Raw genomic sequence first — 25,622 nt, 5'->3', positions numbered from 1 at the left:
TTTTTATTGCCCGTAAAAAAGCCTCGGGATCATCGGCCCGAGGCGTTTCGATCAGCGTTCACTGACTTGCGGATTGCCCTCTTTGGGGGCTTTCCAGCCAAGCAGCTGTTGCTTGAAACCATAACTGGCGGTCTGGTAATACGAGATCGCGCGGCTGATCAGCGGATCGTTGCTGTCGACCCGGGATTCGCGGCTTTCGCTCAGCGCATCGTCATGCCGGCGCAGGCCCTGGCGTGGGCTGAGAATCGCCAGGTCCTTGCCGTCGAACAGACCCAGGTGCTGATAGTTGCCCACCACGACCCGAGGCGGCAGCGGGTTGTCCTGCAGCAGATTGCGACCGAAGAACGTCGATTGATAATCCAGGTTCAGCAACCCCAGCAGGGTCGGCGCGAGATCGATCTGGCTGGCCAGTTGCGCGTTTTCCCGTGGCTCGATCAGCTTGGGCGCATAAATGAACAGCGGGATCTGGTAGTTGGTGATCGGCAGGTCTTCCTTGCCCGCACTGCCGGCGGTGTGGTCGGCGACGAAGATAAAGATCGTGTTGTCGAACCACGGTTTCTGCCGCGCCTGTTCCAGGAACTGGCCGATGGCATAGTCGGTGTACTTCACCGCGCCGTCGCGACCGTTACCCGACTTGATATCGATGCGGTTTTCCGGATAGGTGTACGGACGGTGATTGGACGTAGTCATCAGTTGCAACAGGAAAGGTTGCTGCCTGGCGTAATCGGCGTCCGCCAGTTTCAGGGTCTGCTTGTACAGATCCTCGTCGGCCATGCCCCAGGCATTCTTGAAGTGGATTTCCGACTCATCGACGCTGCTCTGATCGACAACGCGATAGCCGTTACCGCTGAAGAACGCGTTCATGTTGTCGAAGTAGCCACGGCCGCCGTACACGAACACGCTGTCATAGCCCACCGCGCTCAGTTGCTGGCCGAGGCTGGCGAAACCGCTTTCGCGACCGATGCGTTTGACGATCGAACGGCCCGGTGTCGGTGGAATGGCCAGGGTGATGGCTTCCAGACCCCGGTCGGTACGGGTGCCGGTGGCGTAGAAATTGTTGAAGTAAAGGCTCTGCTTGCGCAACGCGTCGAGGTTCGGCGTCAGGTTGCGCCCGTCACCGTTGCTGCCCAGGTATTTGGCACTGAGGCTTTCAATGGTCACCAGCACGATGTTCGGTTTGCGGGTGACACCGGGGTTGTCGATATTGCGGCGGATATCCTGTGGATCCTGACCGACGAAACGGGCATCGGGCTCATTCAGTTCGGCACGCATCTGACTGGCGACTTTATCCGTCGGCAGGCTCTTGTAGAACTGACTGTAATCCAGCTCGTTATTACGGAATGCGGCGAAGAACTGATACGGGCCATTGCTCGCCAGTTCGTTCTGATAGGCGTTGCCACCCTGGGCGCGCGGTGCGTCCTGGCTGATCAGTTGCAGACTCAGACCTGCTACCACCAACAGCGCCAGCGCATTGAGCAGCCGACCACGCAATGGCGGCAGCGGGGCGTCGAGTGCGGCGTTGAACGGCTTGCGCAGCGCGAAACTCAGCGCGATGGCCAGCACCGCCAGAAGGCTCAGCAACTTGCCGATCGGGTAGGACTCGAGCACGTTGTTCAGCACTTCGTCGGAATACACCAGATAATCGACGGCGATGAAGTTGAAGCGAACCCCGAACTCGTCCCAGAACAGCCATTCGGCCACGGCCGTGAACAACATGGCGTACAGGCTGACGGTCAGCAGTCCCTGAAGGAACCAGCGGTGACCGCGGCGGCGCCACAGTGCCGGCGGGCACAGCAACAGATACAGCCCCATTGGCAGGGCGGCATAGGCGAGGAAGGCCAGGTCGTACACCAGGCCAATGCCGAACACGGACAACGTTCCACCACCGGCCTCATTCAGATGAGTCAGCAGCAGTACGATACGGGTGAGGAGGAATACCGCCAGCCAGGTGCCGGTGACCAATTGCAGATAGCGCATCGGCGCCGTCTTGAGAAAAACCATTGTGTTTAGTTCCTTTTATCAATGGCGCGGGAGTTTCGCGGCGCCACTGTAATCAGGTTGTGAATCGATGGTGAAAACTTTGTTAAAAAATTATTTAAGTCGGGCAAATTCGGCTGTCGGGCCGCCAACCCTAGCCCTGAACCGAAACAGGCCGTAAGCTGCGCGGGCCATGATGGCCGTTACTGTGTACGCAAGAGGTGCCCATGCGAATTCTATTGGTCGAAGACAACCGCGATATCCTGGCCAACCTGGCTGATTACCTGGGCCTGAAGGGCTATACCGTCGATTGCGCCCAGGACGGTCTGTCGGGCCTGCATCTGGCAGCCACCGAGCACTATGACCTGATCGTGCTCGACATCATGTTGCCCGGCATCGATGGCTATACCCTGTGCAAACGCCTGCGCGAAGATGCCCGCCGCGACACGCCGGTGATCATGCTTACCGCCCGCGACCAGCTCGATGACCGCCTGCAGGGCTTCAAGTCCGGGGCCGACGATTATCTGGTCAAACCTTTCGCCTTGTCGGAGCTCGCGGCGCGAGTCGAGGCGGTGATGCGCCGGACCCAGGGCGGCGGTCGTCGCTCCCTGCAGGTCGGCGACCTGAGTTACGACCTCGACACGCTTGAAGTGACCCGCGAAGGCAAACTGCTCAAGCTCAACCCGGTCGGCCTGAAACTGCTTGCGGTGTTGATGCAGAAGAGCCCGCATGTACTGCGTCGGGAAATTCTCGAAGAAGCCCTGTGGGGCGATGACTGCCCGGACAGCGACAGCCTGCGCAGCCACGTCCACCAGTTGCGCCAGGTGATCGACAAGCCTTTCGCCAAACCACTGCTGCACACCGTGCACGGCGTGGGCTATCGCTTGGCCGAGGGCCGCGATGGAGTTTAAGCAAAGCCTTGCCCAGCGGATCATCATCGCTTTTGCATTGATGAGTGCACTGGTGGCAGGGGCCTTCGCCATGGGCATCGTCGCGACGGTGCACCTGGTGGAAGAAAAACTGATCTCCGCCGGGCTGGGCGGCGACCTGCAGCGCCTGTTGCTGATGGACAACGTCTCGGACTGGAGCCATCGGCCGGAGCCGGATCAGCTGTTCTATTTCAGCGGTGGTCCGGGCGACTTCGAACTGCCCAAGGATCTGCGGCACCTGGATTCGGGGTTCCACGAAGTTTTTCGCGAACAGCTGTCGTATCACGCGATGGTCGAAATCGTCGACGGCCGACGCTATGTGTTGCTGCAGGATCAAAGCGATTTCGAAGAGCGTGAGCGCGTGCTGTTTGCCGTGGTGCTGGTCGGCTTCGTGCTCAGTCTGGCGCTGGCGGTGTTCCTGGGCTGGGTGCTGGCGCGCAAGGTGATGGCGCCCGTGGTGCGGCTGGCGCGTCAGGTGCGTCACCGCGATCAGTTGTTGGGGCTGGCCCCGCCGCTGGCCCCGGACTACGCCGCCGATGAAGTGGGTGAACTGGCGGTGGCCTTCGATGCGACGTTGGGGCGTCTGCGCCAGGCACTGACCCGCGAGCGGCTGTTCACCAGTGATGTCAGCCATGAGCTGCGTACGCCTTTGATGGTGTTGGCCAGTTCCTGTGAATTGCTGCTGGAAAACCCGGATATCGATCAGCGCGGTCGTGCCCAGGTCGAGCGGATTGCCCGGGCCAGCGAAGAAATGCGCGAACTGGTGCAGACTTTCCTGATGCTGGCCCGCGCTCAGCGCGAAGATGCGGGGGCGGGCCCCCGGCACAGCCTCGGCCAGGTGGCGGACAATTTGTTGGGCCTGTGGCGCGAGCCGATCGAATCCAAGGGACTGAAGCTGATTTTCGAACCGGGCAACCCGCCGGACACTCTTTACAACGCCACGCTGCTCAATGCAGTGATGGGCAATCTGCTGCGTAACGCATTGCACTACACCGAGCAGGGTTTCATCCGGTTGACACTCAATGCCAACGGTTTTGTGGTCGAAGACTCGGGCGTGGGCATTCCCGAGGAGAAGCGTCAGGAGATGTTCAAGCCTTTCGTGCGTGGTAATGAAAAACGCGGAGAAGGCCTTGGCCTCGGGCTTTCACTGGTTCAACGGATCTGCGAAAACCAGGGCTGGAGCGTCACTTTGAGTACGATGGATCCCAATGGCTGCCGTTTCGAAGTAGATCTTGGCAAACGCGAATCCCTCTCAAACAGCACAAAAAAGCTGCCAACCTGAACAAATGCTGTATAACCTTGAAATAGTTCGTGGGTTTACGCGACGTTTTTTTCACAAAGGGATGACCTGACGCTGACACGCCCCTGCATAAGGTGGGGATATAAGCAATTCAGGAGTCCCGATAATGGCCGGCCCGATCAAGCTCGATTTTTCCGAGAAGTACGACGATAACCATGCGCAGAAATATCTGCGCAAGCACCAGGATGGCCTGGGGCGTCGCCTGTCCAACTGGCGTGATCAACAGTTGGCCCGCAAGGCGTTGACTCTGGTCGGCGAACCGGGACTGGTGTTGGATCTGCCGTGCGGTGCCGGGCGTTTCTGGCCGTTGCTGGCAGAAAAACCCAATCGGGTGATCATCGGGGCAGACAATTCCGAGTCGATGATCAGGACGGCGATGCAGGCGCAGCCGGCGGATGTGGTGAAGCGGGTACAACCCCTGCACACGTCGGCGTTCGACATTGCTTTGCCTGACAATGCCGTGGACAGCATTTTCTGCATGCGTCTGCTGCATCACATCGGCGAAGCCGAACATCGGCAGGCCATTCTGCGTGAATTCGAACGCGTGACCCGGGACAGTGTGATCATTTCGTTGTGGGTGGATGGCAATTTCAAGGCCTGGAAACGCAAGCGCGCCGAGAAACGGCGCGGACAGGAAGGTTACCAGAACCGGTTTGTGTTACCGGCCGCTACGGTTGAAAAGGAATTCGAAGCGGCGGGATTCAGGATCCAGGAACAACTGGACTTCATTCCGCTCTATGCCATGTGGCGAGTTTACGTATTACGCAAGAGGTAAGAGGATGGCAGTGCAATTTGCAGCAGAAACGGAAGTCGCTCCCCAGGATCGCTTCGACTATTACTGGAACCAGCGCGGTGAATGGGTGGAAGAACCCAACGTGCGTCGTGGTGGCGAAAGTGGAGTGCAGCGAGTGGTGGGGCGCGATGGGCAACTGCTGTATGCCAAACGCCAGACAGGACATATCTATCGCAGTTGGCTGCATCCGTTCGGACGGCCGACCGTATTGCGTGAACTCGATGCGCTGACCGGCGTGACACGGTTGGGCGTACGGGTACCGGAAATCGTTTTCTGTGGTGCGCAGCCCGATCCAGAGCACAAGTGGCGAGCGTTGCTGGTCACCAAATCGCTGGACGGTTTCCAGGAACTTGAACAGTGGGAAGCGGGAGGCGGCCGCGAGCGACACGGTGAAGCCGTTTATGAACGCGTGCTCAAGGACCTCGCCGAGAATCTGGCCCGCATGCACAAGGGCCGCTGGCAGCACAGCTGCATTTATATCAAGCACGTTTTTGTCAGTGTCACCGGCGAGGGTGAGTCGGCCAACGTTCAAGTGGCACTGATCGATCTGGAAAAATGCCGCCAGCGCCTGACCGCTTATCGTGCGGCGTCCCACGACATGAAACAGTTGCGTCGCCACTCGTCGTTCAGCCCGGCGGACTGGAAAAAACTCGTCTATTTTTACGAGACGGCGTTTGGCAGCGCTATCAAGGGTTTATAGCGATGAAACTAGAAATTGCACGAGGTTTGTTTCTGGTAGGAGCCTTGGCAGTTGCATCATTGGCGGTGGCGGCCTGGGAACAGCCACAAATGCAGGTGATCGGCAAATCGGGCAACGATGCCCATTGCCCCATGCCACGGGTGGCCAAGGCCACCGTGGCAACTCAACCGGACCATGATCTGCTGCTGTTCATGTTCGGGCTTTCTCAACGGATGAGGCCGCAGAGTTGAATCGATTGAAGCCTCTTTCTACAAGAGCCAAAGGCCTTGCACATGCGAGGCCTTTTTTATTGCGGCATCAGCTGGAAGGCTTGGGGTCGGGGCTCGCCAGCAGGGTATAGACACAGGGCAGGACAAACAGGGTAAACAGTGTCCCGATCGACATCCCGGTGGCAATCACCGTACCGATATCAAAACGGCTGACCGCGCCTGCACCCGTGGCCACGATCAGTGGCACCATGCCGAACACCATCGCGGCAGTGGTCATCAGCACCGGCCGCAAGCGAATGGCTGCCGCTTCCTCTACGGCCTCCCGAGCCGTCAACCCCTTTTCCTTGCGCAGCTGATTGGCAAACTCGACGATCAGGATCCCGTGTTTGCTGATCAGGCCGATCAGCGTCACCAGGCCGACCTGGGTGTAGATGTTCATGCTCGACCAGCCGAGGAACAATGGAATCAACGCGCCGCAGATCGACAGCGGTACGGTCACCAGGATTACCAGCGGATCGCGGAAGCTCTCGAACTGGGCGGCCAGCACCAGGAAAATGATCGCCAGCGCCAGGGCGAAAGTGACCCACAACGCGCTGCCTTCCTGCACGAACTGCCGTGAGGCGCCGCCATAGTCGAAGGCAAAACCGGCAGGGGCCTCTTCCCGGGCGATCTGCATCACACTGTCGATGGCTTCGCCCATGCTGACCAGCGGAAACCCGGACAGCTTCGCCGCATTGAGCTGCTGGAACTGGTTGAGCTGTCGCGGTCGTGCCCGGTCGGTCACGGTGATCAGGGTCGACAGGGGCAGCAACTCGCCCTGTGTGTTTTTCACGTAGTAATTGTTCAGCCAGTCCGGATTGTCGCGATAGGCCCGCTCGACCTGGGCGATGACCTTGTAGCTGCGACCTTCGATGGTGAAACGGTTGATTTCCGCCTCGCCCAGCAAGGTGGCGAGCGTGCCGCCCAGATCCTGCATCGACACGCCCATCTGTGCCGCCTTGGCACGGTCGATATCGACCACGACTTCCGGTTTGTCGAAGGCCAGATCCAGGTCGACGAACGCGAACTTGCCCGATTCCATCGCACGTTTCTTGATCCGGTCGGCCACCTGCAGCAACGGCTCGTAGTCATTGGCGGTGTTGATCACGAACTCGAACGGCAGACCTTCACCGGTGCCGGGCAGGGACGGCAGGTTGAAACCGAAGATCTGCAGGCCTGGAATGCTCCCGAGCTTGCCCTGGACTTCAGGAAGGATCTGCATCTGGGTACGGTGGCGTTCGTTCCATGGCTTGAGCAGGAAGCCGCCGATGCCGCTTTGCACACCGTTGTAGCCATTGATCTGGAACGACGAGTAGTACTCCGGGAATTCCTTGAAGATCTTCACGAACTCTTCGGTGTAGGTGTTCAGGTAATCGAGGTTGGTCGGTTGCGGGGCGTTGGCCATCATGAAAATGATGCCCTGGTCTTCATCCGGCGCCAGTTCCGATTTGGTGAACTTGAGCAGCACCGGAATCAGGCACAGCACGATCACCGCGAACACCAGCACCACCGGGCGCGTATCGAGGGTGCCGTGCAGCATGCGCTGATAACGGCGCTTGAGGCTGTCGAAGATCCGGTCGAGTCGATGGGCAAGGCCCGTGGGGTTTTCCTCGTGGCGCAACAGCAGTGCGCACATCATCGGCGACAAGGTCAGGGCGACGATGCCGGAAATCACCACGGCGCCGGCCAGAGTCAACGCGAACTCCTTGAACAGCGCACCGGTCAGCCCGGTGAGGAAACCGATCGGTGCATACACCGCCGCCAGGGTGATGGTCATCGATACCACCGGCATCGCGATTTCCCGTGCCCCCTCCAGAGCGGCCTCCAGCGGCGTCTTGCCTTCCTCGATATGCCGGTGGATGTTTTCCACCACGACGATGGCGTCGTCCACCACCAGCCCGATTGCCAGCACCATTGCCAGCAAGGTCAGCAGGTTGATCGAGTAACCCATCATCTGCATGAAGAACATCACGCCGATCATCGACAACGGGATGGTCACCACCGGGATCACCACCGAACGCAGGGCGCCGAGGAACAGGAACACCACCACGATCACGATCAGCACCGCCTCGAACAGGGTTTTCACCACCTCGTCGATGGACGCCTGGATGAACAGCGTGGCGTCGTAGGCGATCTCGCTCTTGAGGTTGGGCGGCAACTGGGCTTCCAGCTCCGGCATGATCTTGCGCACTTCCTTGATCACGTCCAGCGGGTTGGCCCCGGGGGTGGCCTTGATGCCGATGTACACCGACGGCGTACCGCCGAAGGAACTGATGGAGTTGTAGTTCTCCGCCCCCATTTCCACCCGCGCCACATCGCTCAGCAACACGCGACTGTCACCGTTGACCTTGAGCGGAATCTTGCCGAAGGCCTCGGCGGACTTCAGCTCGGTGTTGGCGTTGATGCTGGTGACCACGTATTCGCCTTTCACCTCACCGGCGGCCGAGAGGAAGTTGTACTGGCGCACGGCGTTGGTCACGTCGCCGGCGCTGAGGCCGAATCCCGCGAGCTTCACCGGGTCGATCCACAGACGCATGGCGAACACCTGGTTGCCGAGGATTTCCGCCTCGGCCATGCCCGGCAAAGTCGCCAGTTTCGGCTGGATCACCCGTGACAGGTAGTCGGTGATCTGCGGGTTGCTCAACTCCTTGCTGAAGAAGCTGATGTACATCAGCGCCGAAGCATCGGCGGACTCCTTGCTCAGCACCGGGTCTTCGGCATCCTGCGGCAGCTTGTTCTTGACCTCGTTGGCCTTGGCCAGCAGTTCGGTGAACAGGCGATCGCTGTTGGAGCCGATGCGCGCGTAGATCGAGATCACCGAGAAGTTCTGGCGGCTGACCGAGGTCATGTAGTCGATGCCCTCGGCGCTCGCCAGACTCTGTTGCATCGGCTGGGTGATATAGCCCTGAATGGTTTCGGCGTTGGCCCCGGGATAAGCGGTGGTCACCGTGATCAGGGCGTTTTCCATTTGCGGGTACTGGCGCAGCGGCAGCTTGCTCCAGGCCTGGAAGCCCAGCAGCACAATCAACAGGCTGACCACGGTGGCGAGCACCGGGCGGCGAATGAACGGATCGGTAAAGGCCATGGGGGTTCCTTGATCAGTCGACGCGGCGCAGACTGTTCTGTCCGCCGAGGGTCTTGTCGTCGCTGATGGCGATGTGGGCACCGTTGTCCAGTTTGATCTGGCCGGCCGTCACCACTTGTTCGCCGCTCTGCACGCCCTTGTTGATCATCACCAGGCCATCACGGCGTTCACCGGTCTCGATGAAGCGGCGCTCGGCGATCAGCACCGGCTGGCCCTGGTCGTCCTTCTCGACGCTGCCGTCCTCGGCCTTCTTCTGTCCGACCACGTACAGCGAGTTGCCGTAGAGGGTGTAGGTGACAGCGCTCTCCGGTACCACGACGTGCTTCTGCGGATCCGGCAGCAGCACTTCAAGGCTGGCGAACATGCCCGGCAGCAACTTGCCGTCAGGGTTGGCCAGCGTCGCGCGAACCAGAATGTTGCGGGTGGTGCTTTCGACGATCGGGTTGATGGCGCTGATGGCGCCGGGGAAGTTCTGCCCGGGGTAAGCCGCGACCGAGATCTGGACTGGCTGACCGATGGCCAGTTTCGGCACGGATTGTTCAGGCACGTAAAAGTCGGCGTAGAGGCTGCTCAGATCCTGCAGGGTGGCGATTTTCGTACCGCTGGCGAGGTAGTCGCCGACGTCCACCTGACGGATGCCGATGGTGCCGCTGAAGGGGGCGACGATGCGTTTTTTCGCCAGCGAGGCATTGAGTTGATTGACCGTGGCGCGGTTCTTTTGCAGGACCGCCGAGAGCCGGTCGTATTCGCCTTTGGAAATGGCGCTGCTGCCCACCAGTTGACTGCCGCGACCGAAATCCAGTTGCGCCAGACCGAGGTCGGCCCTGGCGGTTTCCAGCAGGGCGGACTCGACAGCGCTGTCGAGTTGCAGCAACGGTTGCCCGGCCTTGACCTTCTGCCCCGATTCGAATTTCAGCTCGGTGACGGTGCCGGCGACTTCCAGGCTCAGCTCGACGCCTTGCAGGGCCTTCAACGTGCCAACGGTGGGCAGACGCATCTGCCACGGGCGCTCTGTGGCAGTGGCCACGGCGACGCTGATCGGCGGCTTCGGTTTGGCAAAGCCCTGGATCATGGTGTAGATCGAGAAGGCCTTGTAACCGGCGAGAAGCAGAACGATCAGCAGTACAACACCCAACATGATCAGCATGCGGCGACGCAGCATATTCCGGTTCCTTGGAGAAAATCAGGCGAGACAGGCGGGCACATTACCCCGACTCCGGCAGGGATTCCAACTGCCAGTTTTTACAGGGTATGGGGGATAAGGCAGAGGAGGGGAGCACCGCCGACCGGACGGTCGGCGGCGATCTTCAGGCCATCAGGTGCAGATGGTTGTCCCAGAGCCCTGCGGGCAGATCCAGCGGCCTGGCCAGCAGTTCATCCTGGCGGCAATCGTAGTAGCGGCAACGTCCTTGCCCCGAAGTCACGACAAAGCCGTCTTTCACTGCACCGACGCCGGCGCAGTCGGGCAGTGGTGCATCGAGGCGCACTTCGCCGCTGTCCAGATCCCAGATGAAGAAGCGGTTGCCACGCGGTGCGGTCAGCGCCACCAGACGCAGTTCGCTGTGCACGGCGACGCTGGCGGTGTAGTGCCCCATCGACTGCAACTGATGATCCGGCACCGGAAACGCCACGAACGGCTGGCCCGGACGCTTGATCGCCAGCAATTCGGAGCGCTCCTGGGAAGGCCCCATGAACTGCTGGCCGGCGACGATGGTGCCGTCGCTGGCAATGCCCAGGTGACGCACGCTGTTCATCTGCTGGGCGAGGGTTTCCTTGCTCAGCAGGGTGCCGTCGCGTTGCATCAGCACCAGGCTCGGTTCCATGGCGTCGAGGTTCATGTCGACCCGGCTTTCGGCCTCGGTGCGGATTCCGCCGTTGGCCACCACCAGGGTTTCGCCATCGGGCATCCACGACACCTGATGCGGGCCGAGGCCGTGGGTGGAAATCTCGCCGCTGTGCACCAGCCGTTCACCCTCGAACCTGTACACCCCGAGCAGGCCGCGGCCCGGATCGCTGGTGTCGTTCTCGGTGGCGTACAGGTAATCGCCGCTGTGGTGGATCACCGCGTGGCCGTAGAAATGCCGGTTCGGCTGCGAGGTCACGGTCTGCAGCAAGGCACCGTCGCGCAGGTCGATCAGGTAGCTCTCGGTGCCCGGACGCCGGGCGACGAACAGCGCGATCGGCAGCGTCGGGTGATTGATGATGTCGTGGCAGCGCTGGCCGACTTCGGTGGCGAACACCCGGGTGCCGTCCAGCCGATAACCGACGGCGTAGTGCCTGCCGTCGGTGTCGTCCCGCGCCGACAGCAGCAGCGGGCTCTGATCCTTGCGCTTGAACAGCGTCCAGCCGCCCAATGTCACTGCTCCCAGCAGCAAACTACCTAAAGTCAGAGCCTGGCGTCGCAGCATGGCACTTGCCCTCATCAGTCACCGTCGTTGGCGTTGAAGCCCAGTTGAATGCCCAGCGCCTTGGCCAGTTCGCCTTCGTGCAGGCGATGGACGACGTTGAGGCTGTCGTAGATATCGTTGAGCTGCTGGCGACCGGCGTCGTCTTCGAGCATTTCGGTCAGCGAACGCTGAGTGCTGCCGAACAGCTTGAGCGAGGCCGCGTACGCCGCGTCGATCTTGTCCGCCAGCGGTTTCTGTTCGGCCGGCAGCAAGCCGCGCAGGCCTTTGTTGTCGACACCTTCCCAGACGGTTTTGGCAGCGGCCAGGCTGGCTTCCATCGCCGTCAGCGACGACTGGCTGCGCCATGCATCGGCCTGGAACGGTTGCGGCACGCCTTTGCTCTGACGGCCCATCGGGGTACCGAGCTTTTTCTTCAGGGTGTCGAGGGCGGTGACCTGTACCCGCAGCAGATCGGCGATCGCTTCGTGGGAGTCGGCGTAGCGCTGGTTGGGGAACTTGCTCATCTGCGCGAGCATGCCGTCGGTGTTGTTCCAGTTGCTCAGAATCTCTTCGGCCAGTTGTTTCTGGCGCTCGCCGATGGCCACCAGCAACGGGCAGTATCTGGCTTTCTGTTCGTCGTTGGCCACGTCAGGCTTGGCGTCGAACAGGATGTATTCGTAAGCCGACAACCCCTGGACCACGACACTGGACTTGGCCAGAGCGGCGGCATCGATCTGCGGCTGGCTGTTGACCAGTCGCTCGACCTGACGGCCGACCAGGTTTTTCTTGTCCGGCCAGAACTGCACCTGCCACGAACGGTTGCCTTCAGACAGCGGGCCGATCAGTAGCGGTTGAAGCTCGGCCCAGGCTTTCTGTGCGTGCAGGAAGTCGGCGCGGGCGGTTTCCAGATTTTCCTTGCCCTGGCAGTAGGCGAGGGCGCTGACGGCCAGTTGCCGGTCAGCCTCGACCCAGCGGGTGTAAGTCGGCAGGATCACCGATTTGGCGATGGCGGCCGAGGTGACGGCTTGCGGATCCTGCGGCGAGCAGGCGCCGAGGGCCAGTGCGGCAAGGCTGGTGAACAACAGCTTGGGACGGAACATGTCGGGCTCCCGATTCTTTTAAGTGTTTAAAGTGAATTCAAGAACGCCAGCAGCGCGGCACGCTGCCCGGCATTGAAAGACAAAACCTGTTGCTGCGCCGCACGGGCTTCGCCGCCATGCCAGAGCACGGCTTCGAGCAGGTTGCGGGCGCGACCGTCGTGCAGGAACTGGGTGTGACCGCTGACCGCCTGTGTCAGGCCGATGCCCCACAGCGGCGGGGTGCGCCAGTCACGGCCACCGGCCTGGAATTCGCTGCGGTTGTCCGCCAGGCCCTCGCCCATGTCATGCAGCAACAGATCGCTGTACGGACGAATCACTTGATTGGCCAGTTCAGGTTCGGCCGCGTTGGCGGCGGTGGTGTATTTCGGTGTGTGGCAGGACTGGCAGCCTGCCTGGAAAAACAGATTCTTGCCGGCCAGTACCTGCGCATCGTTGACGTTCCGGCGGGCGGGAACGGCCAGGTTGCGGGTGTAGAACAGCACCAGGCGCAGAATGTTGTCGCTGACTTCCGGTTCGCCGTCCGGGCCGTTGCCATCGGGCGCCTGTTTACAGGCGGTTTGCGCATCGGTGCAGTCATCGAACGGTCGCAGACTGGTCGTGAGGCCCATGTCTCCCGAGAACGCGTGAACATTTTGCTGATTGAGATTCGGTTGCCCGGCTTTCCAGCCAAATCGGCCCATTACGGTCTTTTGCTGCTCGTCGTCCCAGACCCGGTTGGGTCGGCCGTTGATGCCGTTGTTCTCTTTGGCCTGCGCGGTGGCGTTGGCGAGGATGGCTTCTTCCGGAATGGCTTCGAGCAGGCCCAGACCGATCATCGGTGGCGCGACCCGTGCGGAGAAACGTGTGTCCGGGTGCATCGGGCCATAGCCGAGCTGGCTGAACTGCAGGACCGGTTTGCGCAGCTCGACTTCGGTGCCGTCCTTGAAACGCACGGGCACTGGCGTGTAATCGACCCGCACCTTGCCTTCCGGCGCCACGCCCGGGATCGCCATATCCTGGAACTGCCCGCCGTAAACGGGCTCCGGCACCACCCCGAGCTGCTCGATCAATCTGGCGTACTGCGGCGCATCGGGAATCGACAGACGCACCAGCATTGACACGGCGTTGGGTGCATCCGGCGTCGGTGGATGGCCGCGCCCGTCCTTGATGTGACAACCCTGGCAGGCGTTGGTGTTGAACAGCGGGCCAAGGCCATCGCGGGCGGTGGTGGTCGACGGCGCGATCACCCAGGGGCTGCGAAAGAAACTGTTGCCGACGCTGAAGTCCACGCGGCGCGAGGGCGGCAGATTGGCCGAGGGCTGGGAGAATGCATTCTGATCCGTCTTGCGCACGGTCGCCGCGCCGCCGGAACGGGCCTCGCCGGGTTCGGCCTTGGTGAAACGCGGGGCGTCATCGCAGGCACTCAGGCCCAGGGCCAGAAACAGTGCGGACAAGCGAAGAGGCAACGACGGCATCAGACTTCCTGCGGACGGGCAAAAATAAAGGCGCAAAGTCTAACAGGGCGCGGGAGTTTGAATAAGAGGAATTATCGTTTGCTTGATGCAGGGCAGGGGTTTCACAAATCTTAAGCCTGGGTGCAAACCTTGTGGGAGCGAGCTTGCTCGCGAAAGCGCTGGTTCAGCCACCGATGCGTTGCCTGACAGGACGCTATCGCGAGCAAGCTCGCTCCCACAGGTTTCGTATATGGCGGAAATGAACAAGGCGACCCGAAGGTCGCCTTGTTCAGTCAGACAGTGTCGATCAGAACTCGTGATCGGCGTTGTCCGGGTTCAGGTCGCTGATGCCCAGTTTGCCGGCAGCCGCTTCGATCGAGGCGGTCTGCTTGACCAGCGAGGCAATGGCGTCACGGACGATCTGGTTGCCGGCGGTGTTGCCGGCGGCGATCAGCTGGTCGTAGTGCTCACCCTTGTTGGCGTGATCGACCATGACCTGGATCCTGGCTTCGGTAGCGGCCAGATCGGCTTTCAGGGCGGTGTCGGCAGCCGGGTCAACCTTGGCCACCAGCGACGACAGGCTCGGGCCGGTCATTTTGGTGCCGTCTACGCGGGTGTATTCACCCAGGTAAACGTTGCGAATGCCCTTGGCATCGTAGAAGTGCGAGTTGTGGGTGTTGTCGCTGAAGCAGTCCTGTTCGTCTTCCGGGGAGTTCGCTTCCAGTGACACCTTCATGCGCTCGCCGGCCAGCTCGCCGAGGGACAGGCTGCCCATGCCGAACAGCATTTTGCGCAGGCCGCTTTCAGCAGGCTCGGCTTCCAGGGTGGCGCGGTAGTTGTCGGCCACGTTCGGTTTCCAGTTGCCGACCATTTCTTCCAGGTCGCTGACCAGCAGTTGGGTCACGGCTTTCAGGTAGGCACGACGACGATCGTTGTGACCGCCGGTGGCACCGGCGCCTTCCAGGTAGTCCGAGGCCGGACGGTTGCCGGCGCCCGGGCCGGTGCCGTTCAGGTCCTGGCCCCAGAGCAGGAATTCGATGGCGTGGTAGCCGGTGGCGACGTTGGCTTCGGAACCGCCCAGCTCGTTCAGGCTGGCGAGTTTTTCCGGAGTGATGTCCTTGACGTCGACCTTGTCTTCGCCGACCTGTACTTCAGTGTTGGCAATGATGTTGGCGGTGGCGCCCGGATTGCCCAGTGCGTGTTCGTAGGATTTGTCGACGTAGTCGATCAGACCTTCATCCAGAGGCCAGGAGTTAACCTGGCCTTCCCAGTCGTCGATGATGGTGTTGCCGAAGCGGAACACTTCACTTTGCAGGTAAGGAACGCGGGCGGCGATCCAGGCTTCGCGCGCGGCTTTGAGCGTGTCGGCGTTCGGCTTGGCGAGGAATGCATCGATAGCGGTCTGCAGGGTTTTCGCAGTGGATTCGGCATCGCTGTAGACGGCGAAGACCATGTCGGCGTAGTGCGCGACCACAGCCTTGGCGGCGGCTTCGTCGACTTTACCGGCAGCGGCAGGTGCAGCCGGTGCGGCGGTGCTGGCGGCTGGCGTCGGCGCAGCCGGAGCGGCGGCCTTGTCTTTGCCTTCGCCGCAACCGGCGAGGGAAATGGCAATGGCCAGCAGACTGGCGGTAGCCAGAGGCATACGAATCATGGCGAACATCCTGCTTCGGTAATTGAGTGGACAGGCGCTTGGGTGCGCAAAAGCTGCGACATAATGCAAATCTTTCGCATTATGTGTAAAGGGTTGCAGCTGGAAATATTTCTTGTTTGCGCAGGGGTTGCCCTGGATCGACGGCGCCGGTTTCGCCCCGGCAGCGGTTGGCGGCGACAGGTTCAGAGAATCGCGGCGTTGCTGCGTTGCGCCTGCTTGAGATAGACGCTCAGCTCCCGCGCCGGCAGTGGCTTGCTGTAGTGATAGCCCTGACCTTCGTGGCAGCCCTCGGAGATGATGTAAGTCTCCTGCTCGGCGGTTTCCACGCCTTCGGCGATCACCTGCATGCCCAGGCTCTTGCCCAGTTGAATGATGGCGCGAACGATGGTCGCGTCATCGTCGTCGTCCAGCAGGTCCTGGACGAAACTCTTGTCGATCTTGATCTTGTCCAGTGGCAGGCTCTTGAGATAGCTCAGCGAGGAATAGCCGGTTCCGAAGTCGTCGATGGCGATCAGTGCGCCGGAGCGGCGCAGGCTCAGCAAGTGCTGGGCGGCGGTGCTGATGTCTTCCATCAGGCCGGTCTCGGTGACTTCCAGCTCCAGGCTGCGTGGTGGCAGGCGGTACATCTGCAGCAGGTTGTTGACCACTCGCGGCAGCTCGGCGTGGTGCAGTTGCACCGTGGACAGGTTGACCGCCATGCGCAGGTCGACGAAACCCTGATCGTGCCAGTCGCGCAGTTGCTTGCAGGCCTGATCCAGCACCCATTCGCCGATGGCAATGATCGTGCCGTTCTGCTCTGCCAGCGGAATGAACAGGTCCGGCGGCACCAGTCCGTGCTCCGGGTGTTGCCAGCGGATCAGCGCCTCGACGCCTACCACGCGATGATCGCGATAGCTGATCTGCGGTTGATAGACGAGGTAGAACTGATCCCGCAGCAAGGCGTCGCGCAAGTCTTTTTCCAGTTCGCGACGGCGGCGCATTTCGCTGTCGACGCTGGCGATATAAAACTGATAGCGGTTGCGCGAACGGGCCTTGGCCAGGGTCATGGTCTGCTCGGCTTTCTGCAACAGCTTCTCGGTGCTGTCGCCATCCTCCGGAAACAGCGTGATGCCGATGGTGGCGCGCAGGCGGATCTCTTGATGGTCGAGGGCGAAAGGGGCTTCCAGATCGTCGAGGATGCTTTGCGCCAGTTCCGCCGCTTCGTAAGGTTGTTCGATGTCGGCCTGCACCAGGGCGAACTGGTCGCCACCGAGTCGGGCGAGGGCGCCGAGACGGCCGCTGTGGGCGCGCAGACGATCCGCCAGGGCCAGTAGCAACTGGTCGCCGGTCTGGTAGCTGAATTGTTCGTTGATGCCCTTGAAGTCATCCAGCCCGACACACAACACTGCGACCCGACGCTGCAGCTTTCCGGCGTCCACCAGGATCTTGTCCAGTTGCTGTTGCAATTGCTGGCGGTTCGGCAGACCGGTGAGGAAGTCGTACTGGGCCATGCGCAGCAGGCTGTTTTCCGCTTCATGACGCAGATGGGTATTGCGTTCGATGGATTCGAGGAGCTGATTGGCGGTGTTGATCCAGATCCCGAGTTCGTTCTTCTCGTGTCCCTTGATCTGCGGAATCTTGTGTTCGCTGGGCCGGTCCGGGTTGATTTCGGTGAGGTGTTCGATGATCCGCGACAGCGGTTTGGTCAGCAGCCAGTGATAGACCAGATACAGCACCAGCCCCAGGGCCAGTGCGCGCAACACGCCGGAAATGAAGATGATCACCGAACTGACGATGAAACTCTGGCCGTAGGTCGCGGTATCGAGGGTGATGCTCAGGTCGCCGTAATACTCGCTGTAGGGGCCGCGACCCACCAGTTGGGTGGTGAACGTGCGTTCCTGGCCGAGGATCAGGTCGGTCAGCCAGCGGCTGCTCGATTGCTGCAATTCACGGGACTTTTGCGCGAGCATCGCTTCGTTGGGATGCCCGATGGATGCCTGGCGCACGGCGTCGTCCTGGAACAGGCCTTCGATCACCTGCATGCCCATTTCCCGGTCCAGGCTGTAGACCGCCTGGGTGGAGGGATCGCGGAACATGTCGAGGATGCGTTCGGCGTCGCCGGCGACCGCCTGGCGTGTCTTGTAGGCATCGAAAACGATTTGCGCGCAGCTCAAGACCACGCCGACGATCAATGCCGAAAGGAGCACGACCCGGAGCAACTTCACCGACAAGCTGTTCTTGAGTTCCAGCTTCAAAGGGTTATTCCTTGTTCCGTGCGGGTAGCGTCAAGTTGCCATGAGTATTGGCAATCCCGTGATGGCAGTCAAAGGGACAATCGAGCCGCGGAAAAATTGTCCGTGGCCTTGGCCGAAATGCGGCTGCCTGGAGCGTTTGCCCTGATTGTACTGTGTCGGTAGTTTTGCCCTGCAACTTGAGGGACGACAGACAATTTTTCCTCTGTTTGATGGTAGTCCGCCGTGGCTCTGGAGCAAGGGCGCAAGGGCTGCTTTGCGCGTGGGAAACGGCCCTGTTTGTGACGGAATTCGCCGACCTGATCGTGCAGAAATGAAAAACCCGGCAAAAGCCGGGTTTTTGTCTGGCGTGCAGCTCAAGCGGTGAAGGTCTTGCCTTCGAACTGCTCGGCCACGAACTTCCAGTTGACCAGGTTCCAGAACGCCTCGACATACTTCGGACGCAGGTTGCGGTAGTCGATGTAGTAGGCGTGTTCCCAGACGTCGCAAGTCAGCAGCGGGGTGTCGCCGCTGGTCAGCGGGTTGCCGGCGCCGATGGTGCTGGCCAGGGCCAGGGAACCGTCAGCCTTCTTCACCAGCCAGCCCCAGCCGGAACCGAAGGTGCCGATCGAGGTTTTGCTGAACTCTTCCTTGAACTTGTCGAACGAACCGAACGCGGCGTTGATGGCGTCAGCCAGTGCGCCGGTTGGCTGACCGCCGGCGTTTGGTGCCAGGCAGTTCCAGTAGAAGGTGTGGTTCCAGACCTGAGCGGCGTTGTTGAAGATACCGCCCGAGGAAGTCTTGACGATTTCTTCCAGGGTCTTGCCTTCGAACTCGGTGCCTGGCACCAGGTTGTTCAGGTTCACGACGTAGGTGTTGTGGTGCTTGTCGTGGTGGAATTCCAGGGTTTCCTTGGAAATGTGCGGCTGCAGGGCATCGTGTGCGTAAGGCAGCGGCGGCAATTCGAAAGCCATGATGATTCTCCTAATCAGGTCTGTTGCGGTGAGCGCAAGGCCGATCACGGGCGGCCAGAAATGCACCGGCGAGTTTTTACTCTTTGCGGCGCAGGGTTCGGATCATAGCACCGGGGGTGCGGCATAACCACGCAACAACTGTGTGGGATAGAGGTTCCAGAGCCTTTTGGAATAAATCACGAAGCCAATATCAATTGCCCGGCTACCGTGAACATCATCACCGCCACCAACAGATCGAGAATTCGCCACGTACCCGGACGCGCCAGCCACGGTGCCAGCCATGCCGCGCCGAACGCCAGGGTGAAAAACCACAGCAGCGAAGCACTCGCCGCGCCCACGACATAAGCGCCCGGCACCGACTGTTGCGCACCGAGGGAGCCGATCAGCAGCACGGTGTCCAGATAGACGTGCGGGTTGAGCAGGGTCACCGCCAGTGCACTGAGCATCACCGCCCGCAGTGAACGCACGGTCTGGTTTTCACCTTGTTGCAGACTCTGTTTCGAGCAGGCCCGGCGCAACGCCTGGCTGCCGTACCAGATCAGGAATACCGCGCCGCCCCAGCGGGCGACCGCCAACAGTGTCGGATTCTGCGCCAGCACCGTGGCCAGGCCGAATACCCCCGCCGCCACCAGCAATGCATCGCACGCCACGCACAGCGCGGCGACCGGCAGGTGATGTTCGCGACGCAGGCTCTGGGCCAGGACAAAAGCGTTCTGGGTGCCGATCGCCATGATCAGCCCGAAGGCCACCAGCAGGCCGTTGGTATAGCTTTGCCACATGACGGTTACTCCGCGTTGGCTGCGAGATCACGCAGTACTTGCATGGCGCGTTCGGCATCGGCCTGGCCGACGAACAGATGGTCGTGGTAGTAGCCGGCAATCACGTTGCAACTGATCCCGGCCTTGCCCAAAGCAGTGGCGAACGCGGCGGTCAGGCCGACGGCCTCCAGTGCCGAATGCACGTTCAAGGTGATCCAGGCCGCGACGTAGTCGTAGCTGAAACCGGCTCGCTCGGCGTGGGACCGTTCGAGAATCACCGTCAGGCCTTCCTCTTCACGGAAACTTCCGACAACGTCCAGACCGCTCGGCAACTGTCCGTCGCGCAAGGTGCAGAACACGTATTCGCCGGCATTGAGCTGCGGGCTCATGCTGCGCAGCAGGGTGGTCAACGAGGTTTCGCCAGCCATGGGGGTGGTCCTTGATAAAGAGTGCTTGCTGGCTATTCTCCCGGTTGACGCTGTATAAGAAAAACCAATAGTGCTGATCGCTCATTAGGAAAACTGATGTTCGACTACAAATTGCTTTCCGCTCTGGCCGCCGTGGTCGAGCAGGCCGGATTCGAACGGGCGGCGCAGGTGTTGGGCCTTTCGCAATCGGCAATTTCCCAGCGGATCAAACTGCTGGAAGCGCGGGTCGGCCAACCGGTGCTGGTACGCGGGACACCGCCGTCACCCACCGAGATCGGCCGGCGCCTGCTCAACCATGTGCAGCAAGTGCGTCTGCTCGAACGGGATCTGCAGACACTGGTGCCGGCGCTGGACGAAGAGGGCCTGCCGGAACGGCTGCGTATCGCCCTGAACGCCGACAGCCTCGCCACCTGGTGGGCTGAGGCCGTGGGCGACTTCTGCGCCGAACAACACCTGTTGCTGGACCTGATCGTCGAAGACCAGACCGTCGGCCTCAAGCGTATGCGCGCCGGCGAAGTAGCCGCCTGCCTGTGTGCCAGTGAACGACCGGTGGCGGGCGCCCGCAGCGTGCTGCTCGGCGCCATGCGTTATCGGGCGCTGGCCAGCCCGGCATTCATCGAGCGGCATTTCCCCGACGGCGTGCGGGCCGAACAACTGCCGCGCACCCCTGCGCTGGTGTTCGGCCCGGACGACTTTCTGCAACATCGTTATCTCGCGTCCCTGGGGGTCGATGGTGGTTTCGAACATCATTTGTGCCCGTCGTCCGAAGGTTTCATCCGCCTGACTGAGGCCGGGCTCGGCTGGGGGTTGGTGCCTGAACTGCAGGTGCGCGAGCAACTGGAGCGCGGCGTTTTGCGTGAACTGTTGCCAGATAAACCGATCGACGTGCCGTTGTACTGGCATCATTGGCGCAATGGCGGCCAACTGCTGGGGTTGTTGACCGAGCAATTGGTGCGTTCGTCGTCGCAATGGCTGGTGCCGTTGGACTGACGGCCAGCGTCAAGACTCACGAATCAGGCAAAACGAAAGACAGCGGAGCTCTACATGAAAATTCTGGTCACCGGCGCGAGCGGCTTCATTGGCGGACGCTTTGCGCGTTTTGCCCTGGAGCAGGGCCTGGACGTGCGGGTCAACGGCCGCCGGGCCGAAGGCGTCGAACATCTGGTGCGTCGTGGAGCCGAGTTCGTTCAGGGTGATCTGAGTGATCCGGAGCTGGTGCGTACGCTCTGCGCCGATGTCGAAGCCGTGGTGCATTGTGCCGGCGCCGTCGGGTTGTGGGGGCGCTATCAGGACTTTCATCAGGGCAATGTGCAGGTCACCGAAAACGTGGTCGAGGCCTGCCTCAAGCAGCGGGTGCGGCGCCTGGTGCATCTGTCGTCGCCATCGATCTACTTTGACGGCCGCGATCACCTCGGCCTGACCGAAGAGCAAGTGCCCAAGCGTTTCAAGCACCCCTATGCGGCGACCAAGTATCTGGCCGAGCAAAAGGTCTTCGGCGCCCAGGAGTTCGGCCTCGAAACCCTGGCCTTGCGCCCGCGCTTCGTCACTGGCGCCGGGGACATGAGCATTTTTCCGCGTCTGCTGAAGATGCAGCGCAAGGGGCGTCTGGCGATCATCGGCAACGGTTTGAACAAGGTCGATTTCACCAGCGTGCACAACCTCAACGAGGCTTTGTTGAGCAGCCTTCTGGCAGCCGGTTCGGCGCTGGGCAAGGCCTACAACATCAGCAACGGTGCGCCGGTACCGTTGTGGGATGTGGTCAATTACGTGATGCGCAAAATGGAAGTCCCACAGGTCACCCGCTACCGGTCCTACGGACTGGCCTACAGTGTGGCGGCCCTCAATGAAGGCGTTTGCAAACTCTGGCCGGGACGCCCGGAGCCGACGTTGTCGCGTCTGGGCATGCAGGTGATGAACAAAAATTTCACCCTCGACATCAGTCGCGCCCGGCATTATCTGGACTACGATCCGAAAGTCAGTCTCTGGACGGCCCTCGATGAGTTCTGCGGCTGGTGGAAGGCGCAGGACATTCATTGATACGAAGTGCTGAACCCAGCCGCAGGTCGAGGGTCAATCCCTGCGGTTGCGGGGTTTATACTGCGCCGCAATCAGCCATTACCGGGTTTCACAAAGGTTGCCTCAATGTCCATGCGTAACGATGCTCACGACGACGATTTCGACGATGTACCCAGTCTGCGTGCCGACACCCTCGATGATGACGATTTCCCCACCACGGCGCGCACGTCCGTGCATTCGCGCACGCCGCCGGCCGTCAAGGTCAAGTCTGCCAGTACCGGGCCGTTGTGGGCGCTGGTCGGCGCCTTGTTCTTTGCCTTCATCGGTCTGGCCTGGTGGAGTTTCCAGCAGATCTCGCTGATGGAGCAACAACTGGTGGCGACCCAGGAAAGTTTCGCGCGGATCAGTGAGGAAGCGGCAGGGCGTCTGCAGGATATTTCCGGCAAGGTCGTGGCCAGCCAGACCAACGTCAACACCGACAGCGAAGCGCTGAAATTGCAGATCAAGCAATTGCAGAATGCGCTTCAGGATCAAAGCAAACAGCAACAGGGCGTGGCCGGGCAGGCGACGGACCTGGACAAGCGTCTGGCGCAGATGAGCGCCCAGACCGCTGAGCAACAGAACGCCAACACCCAGTTGCAGGCCCAGGTCAAAGCCCTGAGCGCAGAGCTGGCGACGCTGAAAAGCACACCGGCCGATACCGGCAGGATCGACGCGCAACTCAAGGGCTTCGATGCGCAGTTCAAGAGCCTCGGGGCCGACATCACGGCCCTCAAGAAACAAGGCAGTTCGAACGCCGCCATCGAACGTCTGGAACAGGAAATCGTCGTGCTCAAGAGCGAGCAGGACAACCGCCCGGCAGCGCAGGGCGGCTCCAGCACCGCCGAGTTCGATGCGTTCCGCGGGCAGATGACCCGCAACATCAACACCCTGCAGGCGCAAATCCAGAACCTGCAACAGCAGATCAACGCCCGGCCTTGAGCCTTTTCTGTGGCGAGGCAGCAACCGCCCCCTCGCCACGGCAACATTCAGAAGCTTTCTGAATATCCCTGCATCCCTTAACGCCGTCTACGCTCTTGAAAACACCAACAGGAACGAGGGATGCGTCATGGGGTTTGTGCAAAGACTGGCCTGGCTCGGCGCGGTGCTGTTGTTGAGTTTGGGTCAGGCCGGTGCGGCCACGGAAAAGGACGACAGCAAGGCGGCCATCGCCCTGCTGGAAAAGGCGCTGGCCTACTATCACGACAACGGTGACAAGGCGTTCGCGGCATTCAGTCGCCAGGGCGAATTCGTCGACAGGGATCGCTACGTGTTCGTGGTCGATACCAAGGGTGTGATGCTCGCCAGCGGCGGGCCGTCATCGGCGCTGATCGGCCGGGATGTGAGTGAAGTGCTTGGGCCGGAGCTGCAGAAAGCCTTCAAGGATGCCTTGAAAGTGCCGGAAGGCAACGGCATCCAGCAGGCCGAGTACCGTTGGCAGAATCAGGCCGACGGCAGGGTCGAGCGCAAGCATGTGTTCTATCAGCGCATCGGTCAGCGGATTCTGGCGGTGGGTTACTACTTGCCGCGGGCGTCGGCGGAGCAGGCGAAATCCTTGCTCGACAAAGCCGCCACCGATCTGACCAAGGACGAAAAGGGGACGCTGACGGCGATCAATTCGCTCAAGGGCGGTTACCTGCAGGATGACCTGTATGTGTTCGTGGTGGATCTGAACACCCGGCGCTACGTCGCCCATGGCACCAATCTGCGGTTGATCAACACCGACTTCGCCAAGGTCAGGGACCCGCAAGGCAAACCGGTGGGCGAACCGATTCTGGCGCTGATCGGCAAGCAGGATGAAGGTGAATACGAATACCGCTGGAAGAATCCGGTGACCGGCAAAATCGAGGACAAGCACGCCTACCTGAAGAAGGTCGGCGGGTTCCTGGTGGCGGTCGGTTATTACAGCGCCTGAATGCATTTCGACTGTGGGAGCGAGCTTGCTCGCGATTCAATGTGTCATTCACCAATATCTTCGACTGACGCGCCCTCATCGCGAGCAAGTCGAGTCGTCGCACCGTCGCTCCCACAGGTGATACGGTGTTCTACAGTCAGCGTGAGCCGTGCTCACGCCCGCGCAACAAGCGATTCGGCATCGCAATCGCCGCTGCCAGCCCCAGCAACGAAACCCCGGCGCTGACCATCAGCAAATGCCGGAACGTCACCAGCAACTCGGCGCGCAACGCGTTCTGTGCATCACCGGGAGCTGCGTTCAACCCATCGAGCAACACATTGCCGGAATGGCCTTCACCGAGCAGCGAGGCGCCGGTCAGGTGGGCGAAGCTTGAGTCCTGCAACAACGCCAGCAACAGCGCCGACATCAGCGCCACGCCCACCGCGCCACCCAACGAGCGGAACAGATTGGTGGTGCTGGTGGCGACGCCGATGTCCTTTTGTTCCACCGAGTTCTGCGTGCCGACCAGCGATGTCGGGAACTGCATGCCACCGGCGATACCGCTGAGCAACATGAACAGGCTGCTGACCAGCGTCGCATTGGGCGGGCTGAAAGCCATGCCGAGAATCGAGATCGGCATCAGCAGCGCACCCGTGAGAATCTGCGGCTTGTAGCGCCCGGTGATCGAGGTACGGCGTCCGGCGAAATACGCGCCGATCGGCAACCCCATCGCCAGTGGCAGCAAGTGCAGTGCCGCGCTGTCGGCGCCGGCACCGGTCACGCTCTGAAAGCGCAGCGGCATCAGCACAATCAACGAAATTGCCTGGAAGCTGCAGAAGAAAATCGTGCACCAGCACAGCAGGGCGTTGCGGTTGGTGAACAGATGCATCGGCAGCAACGGCTCCTGCGCACGGCGTTCATGCCAGACAAACACCGCCAGCACCGCCACCGCGCAAGCGAACAGACCAAGCACTTCACGGCTGCGCCATGCATGACCCTGACCGACCTGCGTGATCGCCAGCAACAGCGCGGTCAGGCCGATGATCATCAGCAGTGTGCCGAGGTAGTCGATGACCGGTTTGCGCTGGGGAATCGGCAGACCCACCAGATTGCGTCGAGCCACCCAGTACGCGCCAAGGCCCAGCGGCAAGTTGATCAGGAACACCCAGCGCCACGAAAGATATTCGGTCATGTAGCCGCCGAGCACCGGGCCGGCAACGCTGGCCACCGCATACATGCTGCTGAAGTAGCCCTGATAGCGACCACGCTCCCGGGGCGGCACGATATCGCCGATGATCGCCTGGCTCACCGAAATCATTCCGCCGGCGCCGATCCCCTGGAAAATCCGCGCCAGCACCAGTTGCTCCATGCTCTGGGCCATGCCGCAGAACAGCGAAGAAAGAGTGAACAGGCCCATGCCGAACAGCATCAGTTTGCGCCGCCCGTACAGATCGCCGAGCTTGCCGTAGATCGGCACCGCCACGGTCATCGCCACCATGTAGCCGGAAATCACCCACGCCAGCAGGCTGACGTCCTTGAATTGCGCAGAGATGGCCGGCATGGAAACGGCGACGATGGTCTGGTCCAGTGCGCCTAGAAAAATCGCCAGCATCAGCGCGACCAGCACGCTGCGAATGGCCGGTTTGGGCGTTTCGGGGTGATTGAGAGTGGTCACGGGCAAACCTGTGGGCAGAATTGAT

21 protein-coding genes are annotated in these 25,622 nt (G+C 61.1%); 9 read left to right on the top strand and 12 right to left on the bottom strand.

Annotated features, from left to right (window positions below; translation table 11 throughout):
- Positions 1 to 51: 51 nt before the first annotated feature.
- On the bottom strand, positions 52 to 2,001 hold the full coding sequence (locus BBF94_RS08575; protein ID WP_065258609.1) for an LTA synthase family protein: 1,950 nt from the start codon (positions 1,999 to 2,001) through the stop codon (positions 52 to 54).
- A gap of 203 nt (positions 2,002 to 2,204) precedes the next feature.
- Between BBF94_RS08575 and colR the strand changes: the two genes are divergently transcribed.
- The 5 genes from colR (at position 2,205) to BBF94_RS08550 (ending at position 5,929) form a co-directional block, all read left to right on the top strand.
- The gene (gene colR, locus BBF94_RS08570) at positions 2,205 to 2,888 is read left to right on the top strand and encodes a two-component system response regulator ColR (RefSeq protein WP_065258608.1); all 684 of its coding nucleotides are present in this window, start codon (positions 2,205 to 2,207) and stop codon (positions 2,886 to 2,888) included.
- Complete coding sequence (locus tag BBF94_RS08565; RefSeq protein WP_065258607.1) at positions 2,878 to 4,188, top strand: sensor histidine kinase; 1,311 nt, start codon at positions 2,878 to 2,880, stop codon at positions 4,186 to 4,188. Before colR ends, BBF94_RS08565 begins: the two co-directional genes overlap by 11 nt.
- Before the next feature lie 124 nt (positions 4,189 to 4,312).
- Positions 4,313 to 4,981 carry a class I SAM-dependent methyltransferase gene (locus tag BBF94_RS08560; protein WP_065258606.1) on the top strand — a complete coding sequence of 223 codons (669 nt, stop codon included), beginning with the start codon at positions 4,313 to 4,315 and terminating at the stop codon, positions 4,979 to 4,981.
- A gap of 4 nt (positions 4,982 to 4,985) precedes the next feature.
- Complete coding sequence (locus BBF94_RS08555) at positions 4,986 to 5,699, top strand: lipopolysaccharide kinase InaA family protein (protein ID WP_065258605.1); 714 nt, start codon at positions 4,986 to 4,988, stop codon at positions 5,697 to 5,699.
- 2 nt (positions 5,700 to 5,701) lie between these two features.
- Complete coding sequence (locus BBF94_RS08550) at positions 5,702 to 5,929, top strand: hypothetical protein (RefSeq protein ID WP_065258604.1); 228 nt, start codon at positions 5,702 to 5,704, stop codon at positions 5,927 to 5,929.
- Between the two features lie 67 nt (positions 5,930 to 5,996).
- On the opposite strand, the gene BBF94_RS08545 is transcribed toward BBF94_RS08550, so the two are convergent.
- The 10 genes from BBF94_RS08545 to BBF94_RS08500 form a co-directional block, all read right to left on the bottom strand.
- The gene (locus BBF94_RS08545) at positions 5,997 to 9,032 is read right to left on the bottom strand and encodes a multidrug efflux RND transporter permease subunit (RefSeq protein WP_065258603.1); all 3,036 of its coding nucleotides are present in this window, start codon (positions 9,030 to 9,032) and stop codon (positions 5,997 to 5,999) included.
- 13 nt (positions 9,033 to 9,045) lie between these two features.
- Positions 9,046 to 10,194 (bottom strand): efflux RND transporter periplasmic adaptor subunit, encoded by a 1,149-nt coding sequence (locus tag BBF94_RS08540; RefSeq protein WP_065258602.1) that lies wholly within the window; start codon positions 10,192 to 10,194, stop codon positions 9,046 to 9,048.
- A 145-nt stretch (positions 10,195 to 10,339) separates the two neighbouring features.
- On the bottom strand, positions 10,340 to 11,440 hold the full coding sequence (locus BBF94_RS08535) for a DUF1513 domain-containing protein (RefSeq protein WP_065258601.1): 1,101 nt from the start codon (positions 11,438 to 11,440) through the stop codon (positions 10,340 to 10,342).
- A 14-nt stretch (positions 11,441 to 11,454) separates the two neighbouring features.
- Positions 11,455 to 12,519: an imelysin family protein gene (locus BBF94_RS08530; RefSeq protein ID WP_065258600.1), complete on the bottom strand. Its 1,065-nt coding sequence runs from the start codon at positions 12,517 to 12,519 to the stop codon at positions 11,455 to 11,457.
- Between the two features lie 26 nt (positions 12,520 to 12,545).
- On the bottom strand, positions 12,546 to 13,973 hold the full coding sequence (locus BBF94_RS08525) for a di-heme oxidoreductase family protein (RefSeq protein ID WP_065258599.1): 1,428 nt from the start codon (positions 13,971 to 13,973) through the stop codon (positions 12,546 to 12,548).
- A 286-nt stretch (positions 13,974 to 14,259) separates the two neighbouring features.
- Positions 14,260 to 15,603: an imelysin family protein gene (locus BBF94_RS08520; RefSeq protein ID WP_065258598.1), complete on the bottom strand. Its 1,344-nt coding sequence runs from the start codon at positions 15,601 to 15,603 to the stop codon at positions 14,260 to 14,262.
- 182 nt (positions 15,604 to 15,785) lie between these two features.
- Positions 15,786 to 17,837, bottom strand: coding sequence for a putative bifunctional diguanylate cyclase/phosphodiesterase (locus BBF94_RS08515; protein WP_065258597.1), 2,052 nt, complete (start codon positions 17,835 to 17,837; stop codon positions 15,786 to 15,788).
- 353 nt (positions 17,838 to 18,190) lie between these two features.
- On the bottom strand, positions 18,191 to 18,787 hold the full coding sequence (locus BBF94_RS08510) for a superoxide dismutase (protein WP_016773431.1): 597 nt from the start codon (positions 18,785 to 18,787) through the stop codon (positions 18,191 to 18,193).
- A 176-nt stretch (positions 18,788 to 18,963) separates the two neighbouring features.
- Positions 18,964 to 19,566: a LysE/ArgO family amino acid transporter gene (locus BBF94_RS08505; RefSeq protein ID WP_065258596.1), complete on the bottom strand. Its 603-nt coding sequence runs from the start codon at positions 19,564 to 19,566 to the stop codon at positions 18,964 to 18,966.
- 5 nt (positions 19,567 to 19,571) lie between these two features.
- Positions 19,572 to 19,973, bottom strand: a complete 402-nt coding sequence (locus BBF94_RS08500; RefSeq protein ID WP_065258595.1) for an ACT domain-containing protein — start codon at positions 19,971 to 19,973, stop codon at positions 19,572 to 19,574.
- Between the two features lie 96 nt (positions 19,974 to 20,069).
- Between BBF94_RS08500 and BBF94_RS08495 the strand changes: the two genes are divergently transcribed.
- From BBF94_RS08495 to BBF94_RS08480, 4 genes are all read left to right on the top strand, one after another.
- Positions 20,070 to 20,963: a LysR family transcriptional regulator ArgP gene (locus BBF94_RS08495; RefSeq protein ID WP_065258594.1), complete on the top strand. Its 894-nt coding sequence runs from the start codon at positions 20,070 to 20,072 to the stop codon at positions 20,961 to 20,963.
- A gap of 54 nt (positions 20,964 to 21,017) precedes the next feature.
- Complete coding sequence (locus tag BBF94_RS08490) at positions 21,018 to 22,010, top strand: NAD-dependent epimerase/dehydratase family protein (protein WP_065258593.1); 993 nt, start codon at positions 21,018 to 21,020, stop codon at positions 22,008 to 22,010.
- 105 nt (positions 22,011 to 22,115) lie between these two features.
- On the top strand, positions 22,116 to 22,970 hold the full coding sequence (locus BBF94_RS08485; RefSeq protein ID WP_065258592.1) for an ATPase: 855 nt from the start codon (positions 22,116 to 22,118) through the stop codon (positions 22,968 to 22,970).
- Between the two features lie 127 nt (positions 22,971 to 23,097).
- Positions 23,098 to 23,943, top strand: a complete 846-nt coding sequence (locus BBF94_RS08480) for a cache domain-containing protein (protein WP_065258591.1) — start codon at positions 23,098 to 23,100, stop codon at positions 23,941 to 23,943.
- A gap of 136 nt (positions 23,944 to 24,079) precedes the next feature.
- On the opposite strand, the gene BBF94_RS08475 is transcribed toward BBF94_RS08480, so the two are convergent.
- Entirely contained in the window at positions 24,080 to 25,597 is a 1,518-nt protein-coding gene (locus tag BBF94_RS08475; RefSeq protein ID WP_065258590.1) for an MDR family MFS transporter, read from the bottom strand.
- Between the last annotated feature and the right edge of the window lie 25 nt (positions 25,598 to 25,622).

The organism is Pseudomonas bananamidigenes, from assembly GCF_001679645.1.
GTDB lineage: Bacteria > Pseudomonadota > Gammaproteobacteria > Pseudomonadales > Pseudomonadaceae > Aquipseudomonas > Aquipseudomonas bananamidigenes.
This window is presented reverse-complemented; position numbering and strand designations above follow the sequence as displayed.

Excerpts from the sequence above, each read along its gene's own strand:
- BBF94_RS08575 (WP_065258609.1), bottom strand. The coding sequence starts at position 2,001 with ATGGTTTTTCTCAAGACGGCGCCGATGCGCTATCTGCAATTGGTCACC.
- colR (WP_065258608.1), top strand. The coding sequence starts at position 2,205 with ATGCGAATTCTATTGGTCGAAGACAACCGCGATATCCTGGCCAACCTG.
- BBF94_RS08565 (WP_065258607.1), top strand. The coding sequence starts at position 2,878 with ATGGAGTTTAAGCAAAGCCTTGCCCAGCGGATCATCATCGCTTTTGCA.
- BBF94_RS08560 (WP_065258606.1), top strand. The coding sequence starts at position 4,313 with ATGGCCGGCCCGATCAAGCTCGATTTTTCCGAGAAGTACGACGATAAC.
- BBF94_RS08555 (WP_065258605.1), top strand. The coding sequence starts at position 4,986 with ATGGCAGTGCAATTTGCAGCAGAAACGGAAGTCGCTCCCCAGGATCGC.
- BBF94_RS08550 (WP_065258604.1), top strand. The coding sequence starts at position 5,702 with ATGAAACTAGAAATTGCACGAGGTTTGTTTCTGGTAGGAGCCTTGGCA.
- BBF94_RS08545 (WP_065258603.1), bottom strand. The coding sequence starts at position 9,032 with ATGGCCTTTACCGATCCGTTCATTCGCCGCCCGGTGCTCGCCACCGTG.
- BBF94_RS08540 (WP_065258602.1), bottom strand. The coding sequence starts at position 10,194 with ATGCTGCGTCGCCGCATGCTGATCATGTTGGGTGTTGTACTGCTGATC.
- BBF94_RS08535 (WP_065258601.1), bottom strand. The coding sequence starts at position 11,440 with ATGCTGCGACGCCAGGCTCTGACTTTAGGTAGTTTGCTGCTGGGAGCA.
- BBF94_RS08530 (WP_065258600.1), bottom strand. The coding sequence starts at position 12,519 with ATGTTCCGTCCCAAGCTGTTGTTCACCAGCCTTGCCGCACTGGCCCTC.
- BBF94_RS08525 (WP_065258599.1), bottom strand. The coding sequence starts at position 13,973 with ATGCCGTCGTTGCCTCTTCGCTTGTCCGCACTGTTTCTGGCCCTGGGC.
- BBF94_RS08520 (WP_065258598.1), bottom strand. The coding sequence starts at position 15,603 with ATGATTCGTATGCCTCTGGCTACCGCCAGTCTGCTGGCCATTGCCATT.
- BBF94_RS08510 (WP_016773431.1), bottom strand. The coding sequence starts at position 18,787 with ATGGCTTTCGAATTGCCGCCGCTGCCTTACGCACACGATGCCCTGCAG.
- BBF94_RS08505 (WP_065258596.1), bottom strand. The coding sequence starts at position 19,566 with ATGTGGCAAAGCTATACCAACGGCCTGCTGGTGGCCTTCGGGCTGATC.
- BBF94_RS08500 (WP_065258595.1), bottom strand. The coding sequence starts at position 19,973 with ATGGCTGGCGAAACCTCGTTGACCACCCTGCTGCGCAGCATGAGCCCG.
- BBF94_RS08495 (WP_065258594.1), top strand. The coding sequence starts at position 20,070 with ATGTTCGACTACAAATTGCTTTCCGCTCTGGCCGCCGTGGTCGAGCAG.
- BBF94_RS08490 (WP_065258593.1), top strand. The coding sequence starts at position 21,018 with ATGAAAATTCTGGTCACCGGCGCGAGCGGCTTCATTGGCGGACGCTTT.
- BBF94_RS08485 (WP_065258592.1), top strand. The coding sequence starts at position 22,116 with ATGTCCATGCGTAACGATGCTCACGACGACGATTTCGACGATGTACCC.
- BBF94_RS08480 (WP_065258591.1), top strand. The coding sequence starts at position 23,098 with ATGGGGTTTGTGCAAAGACTGGCCTGGCTCGGCGCGGTGCTGTTGTTG.